Annotated in this window: 14 protein-coding genes; 12 read left to right on the top strand and 2 right to left on the bottom strand. The window is 68.4% G+C overall.

From position 1 onward, the window contains the following. The first annotated feature begins 84 nt into the window (after positions 1 to 84). The 5 genes from waaF to ACT54R_RS00650 all read left to right on the top strand — a co-directional run bounded on the left by waaF (position 85) and on the right by ACT54R_RS00650 (position 5,534). Positions 85 to 1,107, top strand: coding sequence for a lipopolysaccharide heptosyltransferase II (gene waaF / locus ACT54R_RS00670; RefSeq protein WP_476322388.1), 1,023 nt, complete (start codon positions 85 to 87; stop codon positions 1,105 to 1,107). Continuing rightward, the gene (gene waaC / locus ACT54R_RS00665) at positions 1,104 to 2,114 is read left to right on the top strand and encodes a lipopolysaccharide heptosyltransferase I (protein ID WP_476322385.1); all 1,011 of its coding nucleotides are present in this window, start codon (positions 1,104 to 1,106) and stop codon (positions 2,112 to 2,114) included. Before waaF ends, waaC begins: the two co-directional genes overlap by 4 nt. A 773-nt stretch (positions 2,115 to 2,887) precedes the next feature. Further along, on the top strand, positions 2,888 to 3,451 hold the full coding sequence (cobU, locus tag ACT54R_RS00660) for a bifunctional adenosylcobinamide kinase/adenosylcobinamide-phosphate guanylyltransferase (RefSeq protein WP_476322382.1): 564 nt from the start codon (positions 2,888 to 2,890) through the stop codon (positions 3,449 to 3,451). Next, positions 3,448 to 4,080 carry a cob(I)yrinic acid a,c-diamide adenosyltransferase gene (gene cobO, locus ACT54R_RS00655; RefSeq protein WP_476322379.1) on the top strand — a complete coding sequence of 211 codons (633 nt, stop codon included), beginning with the start codon at positions 3,448 to 3,450 and terminating at the stop codon, positions 4,078 to 4,080. The genes cobU and cobO overlap by 4 nt, the downstream gene beginning before the upstream one ends. Then, the gene (locus tag ACT54R_RS00650) at positions 4,080 to 5,534 is read left to right on the top strand and encodes a cobyric acid synthase (protein WP_476322376.1); all 1,455 of its coding nucleotides are present in this window, start codon (positions 4,080 to 4,082) and stop codon (positions 5,532 to 5,534) included. Before cobO ends, ACT54R_RS00650 begins: the two co-directional genes overlap by 1 nt. Before the next feature lie 4 nt (positions 5,535 to 5,538). On the opposite strand, the gene cbiB is transcribed toward ACT54R_RS00650, so the two are convergent. Next, a complete protein-coding gene (cbiB, locus tag ACT54R_RS00645) occupies positions 5,539 to 6,504 on the bottom strand; it encodes an adenosylcobinamide-phosphate synthase CbiB (protein ID WP_476322373.1) in 966 nt (321 codons plus the stop codon). Between the two features lie 175 nt (positions 6,505 to 6,679). Here cbiB and ACT54R_RS00640 point away from each other — a divergent pair, with 175 nt between their 5' ends. The 4 genes from ACT54R_RS00640 (at position 6,680) to ACT54R_RS00625 (ending at position 10,837) form a co-directional block, all read left to right on the top strand. Continuing rightward, on the top strand, positions 6,680 to 7,432 hold the full coding sequence (locus tag ACT54R_RS00640; protein WP_476322370.1) for a metallophosphoesterase: 753 nt from the start codon (positions 6,680 to 6,682) through the stop codon (positions 7,430 to 7,432). A gap of 310 nt (positions 7,433 to 7,742) precedes the next feature. After that, the gene (locus ACT54R_RS00635) at positions 7,743 to 8,894 is read left to right on the top strand and encodes a polysaccharide biosynthesis/export family protein (RefSeq protein WP_476322367.1); all 1,152 of its coding nucleotides are present in this window, start codon (positions 7,743 to 7,745) and stop codon (positions 8,892 to 8,894) included. Between the two features lie 189 nt (positions 8,895 to 9,083). Continuing rightward, positions 9,084 to 10,256 (top strand): vWA domain-containing protein, encoded by a 1,173-nt coding sequence (locus ACT54R_RS00630; RefSeq protein WP_476322364.1) that lies wholly within the window; start codon positions 9,084 to 9,086, stop codon positions 10,254 to 10,256. Then, the gene (locus tag ACT54R_RS00625) at positions 10,253 to 10,837 is read left to right on the top strand and encodes a hypothetical protein (RefSeq protein ID WP_476322361.1); all 585 of its coding nucleotides are present in this window, start codon (positions 10,253 to 10,255) and stop codon (positions 10,835 to 10,837) included. The genes ACT54R_RS00630 and ACT54R_RS00625 overlap by 4 nt, the downstream gene beginning before the upstream one ends. Here ACT54R_RS00625 and ACT54R_RS00620 read toward each other — a convergent pair. Further along, entirely contained in the window at positions 10,826 to 11,836 is a 1,011-nt protein-coding gene (locus ACT54R_RS00620; RefSeq protein ID WP_168458073.1) for a YcjF family protein, read from the bottom strand. The genes ACT54R_RS00625 and ACT54R_RS00620 overlap by 12 nt on opposite strands. A 182-nt stretch (positions 11,837 to 12,018) precedes the next feature. Here ACT54R_RS00620 and ACT54R_RS00615 point away from each other — a divergent pair, with 182 nt between their 5' ends. The 3 genes from ACT54R_RS00615 (at position 12,019) to coaD (ending at position 14,197) form a co-directional block, all read left to right on the top strand. Then, the gene (locus tag ACT54R_RS00615; RefSeq protein WP_476322357.1) at positions 12,019 to 12,750 is read left to right on the top strand and encodes a cytochrome c biogenesis CcdA family protein; all 732 of its coding nucleotides are present in this window, start codon (positions 12,019 to 12,021) and stop codon (positions 12,748 to 12,750) included. A 114-nt stretch (positions 12,751 to 12,864) separates the two neighbouring features. Beyond that, a complete protein-coding gene (locus ACT54R_RS00610) occupies positions 12,865 to 13,581 on the top strand; it encodes a metal-dependent hydrolase (RefSeq protein WP_476322354.1) in 717 nt (238 codons plus the stop codon). Positions 13,582 to 13,687: 106 nt separating this feature from the next. Then, entirely contained in the window at positions 13,688 to 14,197 is a 510-nt protein-coding gene (coaD, locus tag ACT54R_RS00605; protein WP_476322351.1) for a pantetheine-phosphate adenylyltransferase, read from the top strand. Positions 14,198 to 14,212 lie beyond the last annotated feature (15 nt).

Here is a 14,212-nt window from a genome sequence, read left to right as displayed (position 1 = left end):
CGACCGCCGCGTCCGGGCCAGCGTGCTTGACGCGGCGGGTCCGCCTTGTCATGACGCGGGGCGTTCCACCCCGCGAGTTTTCGCATGCGTGCCCTAGGTTCCGTTTCGCCGCTTCTGCTCGTCGGCCCGTCCTGGGTCGGCGACATGGTCATGGCGGCGAGCCTTGTGGACGTGCTGCGGCTGCGTGAGCCGGGCCGCCCCATCGATGTGCTGGCGCCGCCCGCCGCTCTTCCCGTCGCCCGCATGATCCCCGGCGTCCGCCGCACCATTCCGTTGGGGCTGGGCCATGGCGAACTCGGCCTCCTTGCCCGCTGGAAGGCGGGTCGTGCCCTGCGCAGCGAGGGCTACGGCAAGGCCATCATCCTGCCGCGGGCATTCAAGGCCGCCATCGTTCCGCTCGCCGCGGAAATTCCCGAGCGCGTGGGCTACCGCGCCGAGCTGCGTAGCGCGCTCCTCACCGATGCCCGCCCCGATCCCGACCGCAAGACCGCCCGCACGCTGGACCGCTTCGTCGCCCTTGGCCTGCCGCCCGGCTCCATCGCCCGCGCGCCGCGCCCGCGCCTGATGCTGCCGGACGGCGCCGTGGACGTGGCTGCCGCCAAATACCCGCTTGCGGGTGAGGGCCCGGTGATGGTGCTGTGCCCCGGGGCCGAATACGGACCCGCGAAGCGCTGGCCGGCCGCCAAATTCGCAGCCCTTGCCGCGCTGGCGGTGAAGGACGGCTACCGCATCCGCATCCTCGGCTCGCCCAAGGATGCCGAGGCGGCGAGCGCCATCGAGGCCTCGGCCGGCGTGCCGGTCGACAATCTGGTCGGCCGCACGACGCTCATCGAGGCCGCCGCCATCCTCGCCGGCGCGGACGTGGTGATCTCCAACGATTCCGGCCTCATGCATATCGCCGGCGCCTTCGACCGCCGGCTGGTGGTGATCTATGGCGCGTCGTCCGAAAAGATGACGCCTCCGGCCTCGCCCTTCGCCCGCGTGGTCTCGCGCGATCTGCCGTGCCGGCCCTGCCACAAGCGGGAATGCCCGCTCAAGACGCTGGCGTGCCTCGAAGGCATCGCCGCAGAGGAAGTCCTCGCCGCGGCCGAGCAAATGCGCCGATGAAGCTGCTGCTGGTGAAGCTGTCGTCGCTGGGGGATGTGGTCCACACTTTCCCCGCGCTGACGGATGCCGCCGCCCGCGTGCCCGGCCTCACGGTGGATTGGGCGGTGGAGGAGGCCTTCGCGCCGGTGGCCCGGCTCCATCCCGCCGTCCGCCGCACCATCACCGTTCCGCTCCGCCGCATGCTGCGCCGGCCGATGGCCGCGCTTTCCAATGGGGAGGCCGGACGGGTGAGGGCGGCGCTGGCGGCAGAGCCCTATGATCTCGTCATCGACGGGCAGGGGCTGATGAAGAGCGCGGCTGTGGCAGCCCTTGCCCGTGGCCCCCGCCACGGATTCGACCGGGCGAGCGCGCGGGAGGGGCTGGCCAGCCTGCTGTACGGCGCGCGTCACCATGTGCCCGAGGTGGAGCACATGGCCGTGCGCATCCGCAAGCTGTTCGCGGCATCGCTCGGCTACGGGCTTGAGGGCCTGTCCGCTGATACGGGGCTGCGTCCGGCGCCCGGCGGCGCGCCCTTTCTCGTCTTCCTGCATGGCACGACATGGCCGACGAAGACCTGGACCCTCGACGGCTGGCGCGCCCTGGCCGCGCTGGCGGGGGAAGCGGGCATGGAGGTGCGCCTGTTCGCCCACGGCGGCGAGGAACGTGCCCGCGCCGAAGCCATCGCTGAAGGGCAGGGGAATGTGCGCCTGCTGCCGCCGCAGGGGCTGGAGGGTCTTGCGCCCCAGATCGCCGGCGCCGCAGGCGTGGTGACGGTGGACACTGGCCTCGGTCATCTGGCTGCGGCCTATGGCGTGCCGACTGTCGGTCTTTACGGGCCGACCAACCCGGTCCTTACCGGCCTGTTCGGAGCCCGCGTCCGCGAACTGAAGGCGCGGCGGGAGTGCGCCCCCTGCGAGAAGGCCAGCTGCCGCATCGCCCCGGAGGTGCGGGAAGGGCCGCCCTGCCTCGCCGACATCTCCGCTGCCGACGTATGGCAAGCCTTGCAGAGGCTGAGCGCGGCGGCCTGAGCCGTCCGGTTGCGGGTGGGAGGGCAAGTCTTGCCCTGCGTCATGCCAACAATTGCGCCGGCTGATCCACGACACGGGTTTGATGCCTAGGCGAGCAAGCAGGTTGCGCGGCTTATGCGGCCAGTGAACCTTTTCCCCGGCGTAAGACCCTGCTCCGGGGAGACTCATGAGAGCGGAGAGGCGGCGCGCATTTCAAGTAGGGGAGGGGCAGAGAAGCCCGAAGCTGAAAGCAATAAGCCCGCCCGAGATTAGGACCTTAATCCTAACATTAAATTATCTATGTAAATCATATAGTTATATAAAATACATAAAGTCTTAATGCAGCACTTTAAGTGTGGTCGGTCCCGGAACCTGTGATGGGATACCGTGGTAATATTTTGGAAAATATAGCATTTCTGTCTTCCGAAATGGCGTCCTCCAAATTGCGCGTACCTCTTAAAGTTAAATATTAACCATAAGACATTGATAAACATATTGAATCATTCGTTTGTTAAAGCGGTTTGCCGCTCGTCGTCTTTGCCATGAGGTCGGTCGCAGCCTCCCTCGCCAGCAGACGAAACACCGAGTCGGCCGGAGCTGGGAGGTACCCCGCGCTCCTAGCCATGGTCGGCCCTGCCTTGCGGGCAGGAGGGCGGCCCCTATAGTCGCGCCTGGTCCGCTGCGCTGGGGTTGAGGGGAAACGGGATGAGGATGTGCCGGATCGGCCCCGCAGGCCGCCCCAGGTCCAGGGCGCTACGTACGCCGCCCGGTCCCCGCTCGGGAGCGTGCGTCTGATGGCGCTGGCGCCCCGCGGCGGTCTTCCCGACGCAAATTTCGTGCTGGTGCTCGGCGGTGCGCGCTCGGGCAAGAGCCGGTTCGCGGAAGGCGAGACCGTGCGGCACCCAGGTCCATGGATCTATGTCGCCACCGCCCAGCTCGGCTATGGCGGCCAGCCGGACCCGGAGATGGAGGCGCGCGTCGCCCTTCATCTCGCCCGTCGCGGTGCGGGGTGGGAGACGGTGGAGGCGCCATTCGATCTCGCCGCCGCCCTCGGCGCGCTCCCGCCGGATCGGCCGGTGCTGGTGGATTGCCTCACCCTCTGGCTCACCAACCACCTCCTCGCCGAGCATGACCTCGACGCCGAGGCGGCGGCGCTGGAGGCCGCCCTCGCCGCCCGGCCGGGGCCGACCTTCTGCGTCGCCAACGAGGTCGGCTTCGGCATCGTGCCCGACAATGCGCTGGCCCGCCGTTTCCGTGACGCCGCCGGCCTCCTCAACCAGCGCCTCGCCGCCCGCGCCCGCAAGGTGGTGCTGGTGGTGGCCGGGCTGCCCCTGACCGTGAAGGACGTAACCCCGTGAGCGATCCCGTCGCCCCGCCCCCCGTCGATGACGATGCCGCCGCCCGCCATCGCGCCAAGATGGAGAAGCGCAAGGCGGTGCAGGACAAGGAGGTGGCCGAAAAGACCATCGAGAAGGGCCTGCTGGTGGTCCACACCGGCCCCGGGAAGGGCAAAAGCACGGCAGCCTTCGGCCTCGCTTTGCGGATGCTGGGGCGTGGCGGACGCGTCGGCGTGGTGCAGTTCATCAAGGGGGCTTGGCAAACCGGCGAGCAGGAGGCCTTCCAGGCCTTCGGCGATCGCGTGAGCTGGCACACCATGGGCGAGGGCTTCACCTGGGAGACGCAGGACCTCGCCCGTGACAAGGCCGCTGCCGCCCGGGCCTTCGGCAAGGCGCGCGAGCTGATGGCGGACGAGACCATCGCCCTCCTCATCCTCGACGAATTGAACATCGCCCTGCGCTACGACTATCTCGACCTCGCCGACGTGGTCGCCACCCTCAAGGCACGGCGCCCTGGCCTGCATGTTGTCGTCACCGGGCGCAATGCGAAGCCCGAGCTTCTTGCCGCCGCCGATCTCGTGACGGAGATGGGACTGGTGAAGCACCATTTCGCCGCCGGAGTGAAAGCGCAGCCGGGCATCGAGTTCTGATGGCGCGCACGCTCATGTTCCAGGGCACCGGCTCTGATGTGGGCAAGTCCCTCATCGTCGCCGGCCTCGCCCGTGCCTTCACCCTGCGCGGCCTCGCGGTACGGCCATTCAAGCCGCAGAACATGTCCAACAATGCCGCCGTGACGGCGGACGGCGGTGAGATTGGTCGCGCGCAGGCGCTTCAGGCGCGGGCCGCGCGGGTGCGCGCGAGCGTGCACATGAATCCGGTGCTGCTAAAGCCGCAGGGCGAGACGGGCGCGCAGGTGGTGGTGCAGGGACAGGTCCACGGCACGGCCAAAGCCGCTGCCTACCAGTCCCTCAAGCCGACCCTCATGCCCGCCGTGCTAAACAGCTTCGCGCGCCTGAAGGCCGAGGCCGACCTCGTGCTGGTGGAGGGGGCGGGCAGCGCCTCCGAGGTCAATCTGCGCGCCGCCGACATCGCGAACATGGGCTTCGCGCGGGCGGCGGACGTGCCCGTAGTGCTCATCGGCGACATCGATCGCGGCGGTGTCATCGCCAGCCTCGCCGGGACGAAGGCGGTGATCGATCCGGCCGATGCGGCCATGATCCGGGGCTTCATCGTCAACCGCTTCCGCGGCGACCCGGCGCTGTTCGCCTCCGGCATGGACCTGATCGCGCGCCTCACCGGCTGGGACGCCTTCGGCCTCGTGCCGCACTTTCCCGGTGCGGCCCGCCTGCCGGCGGAGGATGCCCTTGCCCTGTCTGCACCGCCGCCGCCGAAGGCCGGGGCGCGGCTGCGCATCGCCGTGCCGATCCTGCCCCACGTCTCCAATTTCGACGATCTCGATCCACTCGACGCCGAGCCGGCCGTCGAGGTGCGGCGCATCCGTCCGCATGAGACCTTGCCACTCGATACCGATCTCGTGCTGCTGATCGGCTCCAAGGCGACCATCGCGGACCTTACGGCGCTGAGGTCCGGCGGCCTCCATCACGACATCCTCGCCTTCGCCCGGCGCGGCGGCGCGGTCCTTGGCCTGTGCGGCGGCTACCAGATGCTGGGCCAGACCATCGCCGATCCCCAGGGCGTGGAGGGCGAGGCGACAATCGCCCGCGGCCTCGGCCTGCTCGATGTCCATACGGTGCTGACCGGCGAAAAGCGGCTGGAGGAGGTGAGCGGGACCGCCGAGGGGGCACAATTCCACGGCTACGAGATGCACATGGGCGCGACCCACGGTGCCGATTGCGGCCGGCCCTACGGGCACCTCTCCGATGGGCGGCCGGAAGGCGCGCGCTCGGCTTCGGGCCGAGCCGCCGGCACTTATGTCCATGGGCTGTTCGCCTCCGATGCCTTCCGCGCGGCCGTGCTCGGCCGGCTGGGCGGGGAGGGAGGCGGCATCGCTTATGAGGACGGCGTGGAGGCGACGCTGGATGCTCTCGCGGCCCACCTCGCCGCGCACCTCGACCTCGACCGTCTGCTGGCGCTGGCGCGCTGAGCCATCAGATGAGCAGCGTCAAGCCCGCGCCGGCCAGCACCAGCAGGACCATCAGGGCGTCCGCGCGGCGGTAGACCTTGAGTGCCATGCGCACGTCCTGCGCCGTGGCCTCGCGCCGGCCGTCACCCATGTAGGCGTCCTGCGTGAGCACGCCCGCATAGACCTTCGGCCCGTTGAGCTGCAGTCCGAGCGCCCCCGCCATGGCCGCCTCCGGCCAGCCCGCATTGGGCGAACGGTGGCGCGGCGCGTCGCGCAGCATGGCCCGGTGGGCATGGCGCGGACGGGCGCCGGGCGTCAGCGCCGCTCCGGCAATGATGAGCATGCCCGCGAGGCGCGACGCGGGCAGGTTCACGTAATCGTCCGCCCGCGCTGCCGCCCAGCCGAAGGCGGCGTGACGCTCGGTGAGATGCCCGATCATGCTGTCGGCGGTGTTGAGCGCCTTGTAGGCCGCGCCCCCCGCAAGGCCGGCCACACTGAGCCAGAGGGTCGGCGCGACGATGCCATCGGAGAAATTCTCCGCAAGGCTCTCGATGGCGGCGCGGGCGACGCCCGAGGCGTCCAGCGTCTCAGGGTCGCGGCCGACGATATGGCCAACGGCTTCGCGCGCCGCAGTGAGGCTGCCGCCCTCCAGCGCCTCGGCCACCCGCGCCACGTGCCAGTGCAGCGAGCGCTGGGCGATGAGGCTCGACCCCGCGAGGCCGAGAATGATGATGCTGAAGGGCAGGGGGCGCAGAAGGACTTCCAGCGCGAGGGCCGGCAGGGCAGCCGCCGCGAGCACCAGCGCAACGGTCACGGCACCCATCAGGCGCCGCCGGCCGGGGGCAAATCCCGGCCTGTTGAGCCGGTGGTCCAGCACAAGGATGAGTCGGCCAATCCAGATCACGGGATGACCGATCCGCCGCACGAGGCCGGCCGGATAGCCAAGCAGGGCCTCAAAAAGGACCGACAGGGCCGCGACATCAAACGCCATTCTCTCCCCCGCTACCGCATTGCGGTAGAATGCTGCGCCGCTCACGCTTGTGTGTGTTGTTATTGTTGCGCTGCAACTAAAAGATCGCCAGAATCGAACTCGTGCGTTATATTAGGGACTTGCCAGTGGTTCGTGCGGGGGCATTGACACCAGCAGGGATGTTGCGGACATGACGATGCTGAAAATCCGCCCGAACAGCACCGTGACAGAACACTTCCACGATCCGGCCATCCCGCTCGTCCCGGACCACATGCGCATCTATGCCGTTGGGGACGTCCACGGCCGTCTCGACCTGCTCACGTCCCTCCAGGCCGCCATCGACGAGGACATGGCCGCTCATCCCGGTCCCGACTGCGTCGAGGTTTACCTCGGCGACTATGTGGACCGGGGCGCGCAATCGTCCGGCGTGCTGGATGCCCTGCTGCAGCGGAAGAACGACCACAAGGCGATCTGCATTTCCGGCAATCATGAAGCGGTGATGCTGGACTCCCTGTTGTCTCAGGACTCCTTCTCGCGCTGGCTGCGCATGGGCGGGCTCGAGACCGTCTATTCCTATATCCGTCCGGCGCCGGGCGCCGACGAGGCGCGGCTGTGGAATGAGTGGCGTGCCGCCGTTCCCGCCGAGCACATCTCGTTCCTGCGCCAGCTCTCCAGCTACTTCGTGTGTGGCGACTACGCTTTCGTCCACGCCGGCCTGCGCCCGGGCATTCCCCTGGAAGAGCAGAGCCGCGAAGACATGATGTGGATCCGGCGGGAGTTCCTTGACCATCCGGACTGGTTCGGCCACTGCGTCGTTCACGGCCATACGCCGATGAAGGATCCGGAGGTTCTCAGCAACCGGATCAACATCGATACCGGCGCCTATGCCACGGGGCATCTGACCTGCCTCGTGCTGGAAGGCGCGGACCGGTTCCTCATCGCAACCTGAATCGCTGCCGCACCGGCAGGCCGCCGCGGACCCTGAGTCGCGGCCTCGGCAAAGCTCGCAAAAAGCGAGACTATCGCTCCTCCGGCACCATTAACCTTTACCTCCGATCGCGGCGTTACCGAGGTACGGTTTTTCCTGTTGCCATTGAGCCACATGGGGTGTGAAACGGCGTCGTTGAGCCATTTCTGTGCTGCTCTGCAATATGCCCTCCCGGCCCATCGTGTTAGGTAGAAGCACGTATCCCACGGGGGTTCTGGCAGTGCTTTTTGCCACCGAAAATTGGCTTGGACGGTTCCGTCGCGCGACGGGGATGGCCGTATCGGTCGCCGTATCCGTCGCATTGGCCGGCTGCAATCTCCTTCCCGCATCCGGTCCGTATTCGGTCGAGGTGACCAATCCGGCGACGCAGGACACCGACGGCCTGAGCTACAAGCTCGTGCCGCTGACCGCCCAGGTGGTCAGCGTGCTCGCCACCATGGACTCCCAGGGCCTGATCGGCACCTTCCGCAACGATCGCCGCCCGGTCCCGGACATCAAGATCGGCGTCGGCGACATCGTCGGCGTGTCGATCTTCGAAGCCTCCTCGGGCGGTCTGTTCATCCCCGCCGAGGCCGCCTCGCGCGCCGGTAACTTCGTCGACATCCCCACCCAGACGGTGGACGTGAACGGCAACATCTCCGTGCCCTACGCCGGGCAGGTGCGGGCGGCCGGCCTGCAGCCCTCGCAGGTGGAGAAGGAAATCGTCGAGCGCCTGCGCAATCGCGCCATCGAGCCCCAGGCGGTGGTCTCGGTGAAGTCCCAGCGTTCCAACTCTGTCACGGTCATCGGCGAAGTCAGCGCGCCGGTGCGCTTCCCGCTCACCCCCACCGGAGAGCGCGTGCTCGATGCCGTCAGCCGTGGCGGCGCCACCTCCAGCAAGGGCTACGACCTGTTCGTGACCCTGCAGCGTGGCGGTCGCGAGGCGACGATCAGCTTCAACCGACTGGTGCGCGAACCCGCCAACAACATCTATCTGCAGCCGGAAGACACCATCTACATCTTCAGCCGCCCGCGGACCTTCCTGGCCTTCGGCGCGACCGGCAAGCAGGGCCAGTTCAACTTCGACAACGACGCGATCAGCCTCAGCGAGGCGGTGGCCAAGGCGTCGGGCCTGGTGGATGCGCAGGCGGACCCGCAGTCGGCCTTCCTGTTCCGCATCGAGAACCGCACCACGCTGGAGCGGATGGGCGTCGATGTCTCGCAGCTTCCGGAGAAGCGGATCGCCACCATCTATCAGGTGAACTTCCGCGAGCCGACGGGCTACCTTCTCTCGACGAAGGTTCCCATGCGGGACAAGGATATCCTCTACATCGGCAATGCCGGTTCGGTGGAACTCACCAAGTTCCTGAACCTCGTGCTCCTCGGCGCCTTGACCGTGGAAAGCATGACGAGCAGCAACAACAACCTCTTCGGCTACAACTGAGCACTTCCGCCGCCATCAGGGCGGCGGACCTCACCCGATCAGAAATGCCCCGGCCGGTGCCGGGGCATTTTCTTTTGGGCAGGCCGCCGCGGCAGGAGGCGCGTTTTGCGTCGGAGGGACCGGGCGCGCTATGCTTGCGATCCGTTCCCGGTTCGCCGGAGACACATGGCGTTGGAAGGACGAGGGCGGATGTTCATTGCCTTCTTCGAGGCGCTCAAGGCCGCGGGCGTGCCGGTCTCGGTGCGGGAATATCTCACCCTCATGGAGGCCATGGACCGCGACGTGGCCGGCCGGCAGGTGGACGCCTTCTATTATCTCGCCCGCGCGAGCCTCGTGAAGGACGAGCGCCACCTCGACCGTTTCGATCAGGTCTTCGGCCGCTGCTTCAAGGGGCTGGAGCAGGCGCTGGGGGAGGAGGGCCATTCCATCCCCGAGGAGTGGCTGCGCAAGCTGGCCGAGAAACACCTCACCGACGACGAGAAGGCCCAGATCGAGGCCATGGGCGGCCTCGACAAGCTCATGGAGACGCTCAAGAAGCGGCTCGAGGAGCAGAAGGGGCGGCACCAGGGCGGCTCCAAGTGGATCGGCACCGCCGGCACCTCGCCCTTCGGCGCCTATGGCTACAATCCCGAAGGCGTGCGCATCGGCCAGGACGGGAACCGCAACTTCCGCGCGGTGAAGGTCTGGGACAAGCGCGAGTTCAAGGACCTGGACGACGGGGTGGAACTCGGCACCCGCAACATAAAGGTGGCGCTGCGTCGCCTGCGCAAGTTCGCCCGCGTCGGCGCTCCGGACGAACTGGACCTCGACGGCACCATCCGGGAGACCGCTCGCCAGGGCTATCTCGACGTAAGGCTGCGGCCGGAGCGGCGCAATGCGGTGAAGGTGCTGCTATTCCTCGACGTGGGCGGCTCCATGGACTGGCATGTGGAGCAGGTGGAGGAGCTGTTCTCCGCCGCGCGCATGGAGTTCAAGCACCTCGAGCACTTCTATTTCCATAACTGCGTGTATGAGAGCGTGTGGAAATCCAATGCCCGCCGGGCTTCCGAGCGCATTCCGCTGTTCGACGTGCTGCACACCTATGGCCACGACTACAAGCTGATCTTCGTGGGCGATGCCTCCATGAGCCCTTACGAGATCACCTTCGCCAACGGCTCCGTGGAGCACAACAATGCAGAGCCGGGGAAACTGTGGCTCGAACGCCTGCTAACCACTTATCCCAAGGCCGTCTGGCTGAACCCGGTGCCGGAGCCCCACTGGGGCTATACGGAATCCATCCGCCTGATGCGCCACATTCTGGAAGGGCGCATGTTCCCCCTCACCGTGCAGGGCATCGACGCCGCCATGCGGGAGCTGACGTGACGGCCGCTTATCCTCCGGGAACGATCGCCTACTCCCATCTCCCCCGCCTCGGCGGCGCAGGCGTGCGGCTGGAACTGGTGCCCGAGGCGCTGCTCTGGAGCATCGGCCCACGCGAGGGGCGACTGGCGCTGGCGGATATCACAACTGTGCAATTGCGCTTCCAGCCGGCGAAGTTCGCCGCGCCGAGCTTCGAGATGGAGATTGCCGGGCGCGATGGCACGCGGCTCAAGGCGGGGTCCGCCTCGCGCATCTCCCTCACCGGCGTACGCGACCAAAGGGAGGATTACGCAGCCTTCGTGCGGGCGCTGCACCGGGCGCTCGCCGCTTCGGCCGTGGCACCCCGCTGCCGGGGCGGCTATGCCCCGCTGCGCTTCTGGATGATGGTCGCGGCCGGCCTCGCGGCGCTGGCGGGGCTGCTCGCGGTCTTCGGCTTCGCCATCCTCCAGCGGGAATGGGCCTTCGCCCTGTTCCTGGGCGCGCTGGGCGCCTTCGTGGTCTGGCCCACGGCCGAGATGATCTGGCGCAACCGTCCCGTCGCCTACACGCCCGACGCGCTGCCGCGGCACCTTCTACCGGCGTGAGGCGGCCGCTTCCTCTTCCTCCACCTTGCGCATCAGGCCGGTTGCCACGTCGGCGAGGCGCGGGGCGGGGAGGGCGGTGAAGGGCAGGGGCCGCGTCACCGCGATGGCGGCAAGGCCGAGCCGGGCGGTGAGCAGGCCGTTCACCACGCCTTCGCCCAGCCGGGCGGAGAGCCGCGCGGCAAGGCCCTGGCCGACGAGCTGCTGCACCAGCGTATCCCCCGCCGCCATGCCGCCGGTGACGGCGAGGTGCCCGAGCACATGGCGCACCAGCCGGAAGGTGCCGAGCGCGCCCGGACGTCCGCCGTAGAGATAGGCGAGGCGGCGCATCAGCGTCACGGCGCTGTAGAGCACGAAGGCGAGGTCCACCACCGCGCGCGGCGACACGGCGGTGACCACGGAAACGTTGCGGGCGGCATCCGACACCATCTGCCGCGCCTGCGCGTCGAGCGACGGCAGCAGCGTGCGCTCGGCGAGGCGCACAAGGTCGGCGCCGTCGATGATGCCGGAGAGATGGCCTTCCAGATCCATGCGCGCCCGCGCGAGGGTCGGTGCGTGGGAAGACAACTTCAGCACATCCCTGACCACGCCTTCGGCAAGCGGCCGGTCATCTTCGGCCAGCGCGCGCTCGGCGCGGTCGCGGATGTCGTCGAGGCGCGCCAGCCGCGACAGGCCGGCCACCTCGCGCGCCACGATCAGCACGGCGGCAATGACAAGCAGGGCGGTGACGCCGATGCCCACCCAGCCGAGCCACGGCGCGCGGGCATAGAGGTCTTCGATCAGCTTGCTCAGCCCCACATAGGCGGCAAGGCTCAGGACGCCGCCGAGGGCAGACCAGAACAGGCCCGCGAGCGACATGCCCCAGCCGCGCTTCGGCTTTGCCGGTACAGGGACGGGCAAGGCGGCTTCCACCTCCGCCATCTCGGGCGGAGCCAAAGTGATGTTCGCCTCGTCGAGGCGGAACACCTGCGGCCGCCGGGGGGAAGTGCGCTCGTCGCTCATGGTGCTGAAATGTCCTTCAATTGCGGCGTCCGCAAGGGCCGGCGCTGCGGGCCATGGGCGCAGGGCGCCGCTCACAAGCCGGCGAGCGCGGCGATGTGTGGCTTGCTCCGGCAGGCTGGGGGCGCCAATAGGAGCGCAAAGAGGGGCGTTCCCGTCCACCAGAAGAGAGCCGCGACCCAAGAATGGCCGACGTGACCCTGCCTGCCGCCTTCCTCGCCGGCCTTGCGAGCTTCGTTTCCCCCTGCGTCCTGCCCCTGGTGCCGCCCTACCTGTGCTTTCTCGGCGGCAGCACGCTGGAAGACCTCGCCGGTGCCGAGCCGGTGAAGGAGGTGGAGCGGCGCGCGCTGGTCGGGGCGGGGCTCTTCGTCTCGGGCTTCACGGTGGTGTTCGTGGCGCTGGGGGCGGGGGCATCGGCCATCGGCGACCTTCTGCGCGCCCATCTCGATGTGCTGTCCATCATCGCCGGGCTCGCCATCATCGTCATGGGGCTGAACTTCCTCGGCGTGTTCCGCATCCACCTCCTGCATCGCACCGCGCGGGCGCATGTGCATGAGCCGACGGGGCTGTGGGGCGCGTTCGTGATGGGCCTCGCCTTCGCCTTCGGCTGGACGCCGTGCCTCGGCCCGGTGCTCGGTGCCATCCTCGCGGTGGCGGGCTCGGAAGCGACGGTCTCCAAGGGGGCGGGGCTGCTGGCCATCTATTCGCTGGGCCTCGGCGTGCCCTTCCTCGCGGCGGCGTTCGCCGTGCGGCCGTTCCTGCGCAGCCTCGTCCACATGCGCAAGATGCTGCCGATGGTGGAGAAAGCCATGGGCGCGCTGCTGGTGCTCACCGGCATCGCCTTCATGTCCGGCTGGATCGCCCATGTGAGCTACTGGCTGATCGAGACGTTCCCCTCGCTGTCCACCATCGGCTGAGGAGATTGCGCGTTCGCGGGGCTTCCGGGATACTCCGCGCCCCGAACCCTTCCCCGCGCGCCGGCGCAACGCCGGACCGTCCCGCGCACGCATGAAGCCACCAGAGGCAATCCCATGAAGATCACCTGGTACGGCCACGCCGCCTTCCGGCTCGATTTCGCCGACAAGGCCGTCCTCATCGATCCCTTCTTCACCGGCAACCCCAGCTTCTGCTCCACCGTGGAGGAAGCCGCGCGCGGGGTGACGCACATCCTGCTCACCCACGGCCACGGCGACCATATCGGCGACACGCTCTCGTTGGTGGAGGATGCCGCCGATGCCAGCCAGACGCTCCCAGTCGTCGCCAATCCCGAGCTGTGCGCCTACCTCTCGGCCAAGGGCGCGGGCAATGCGCCGCAGATGATGAACACCGGCGGCAAGCTCGATCTCGGCGGCTTCACCGTCACCATGGTGCGGGCGGACCATTCCTCGGGCGGCCCTGCGGCGCCCTCCGAATATCTCGGCAACCCCACCGGCCTCATCGTGAAGGCGCCGGGCGAGCCGACCGTCTGGCATATGGCGGACACGGACATTTTCTCCGACATGGCGCTGCTGTGCGAGATCCATGCACCGAAGGTGGTGTTCATCCCCATCGGCGACCGCTTCACCATGGGGCCGGAAGTGGCTGCGCTGGCGGTGAAGCGCTTCCTGCCGGGCGTGGAGATCGTGGTGCCAATCCACTACGGCACCTTTCCCATCCTGGTGCCGGACGCCTCCGCCTTTGTCGAGGCGCTGAAGGGCCACCCGGTGAAGGTGGTCGTCCCCGAGAGCGGCGGTTCGTTCGAAGTCTGAGCGGGGAGGGGGCTTCCCCAGAGGAGGCTCGGCGGCCCCGCCCATTGCGTCCCGGCGCCCGCAAGGCTAGGCCTTGCGGGACGAGAACAGGCTGAAGACAGGCCGCATGAGCGAACATACCCTGCGCACCGCCATCTATGGCGGCTCCTTCGATCCGCTCACCAACGGCCATCTGGACGTGGTGCGCTCCGCCTGCCGCCTCGCCGACCGGCTGGTACTGGCGGTGGGCATCCATCCCGGCAAGGCGCCGCTGTTCACCGCCGAGGAGCGCCTCGCCATGCTGCGCGAGGTGTGCGGGCCGGTGGCGGCGGAGGAGCATGCGACGCTCGAGGCCGTCACGTTCGACAACCTCATCATCACGACCGCCCAGCAGCTCGGCGCCACGCTGCTCATCCGCGGCCTGCGCGACGGCACGGACCTCGATTACGAGATGCAGATGGCCGGCATGAACGGCACGCTGGCGCCCGGCATCCAGACGGTGTTCCTGCCGGCTTCGCCCCGCGTGCGCCCCATCACCGCCACTCTCGTGCGCCAGATCGCGTCCATGGGCGGGGACGTCTCCGCCTTCGTGCCGCCCGAAGTGCTGGCGCGGCTCGATGCCAAGTTCAAGCGATAGCGCCCTCATTCGCCG

It is taken from the genome of Xanthobacter sp. DMC47, from assembly GCF_056313845.1.
This window is presented reverse-complemented; position numbering and strand designations above follow the sequence as displayed.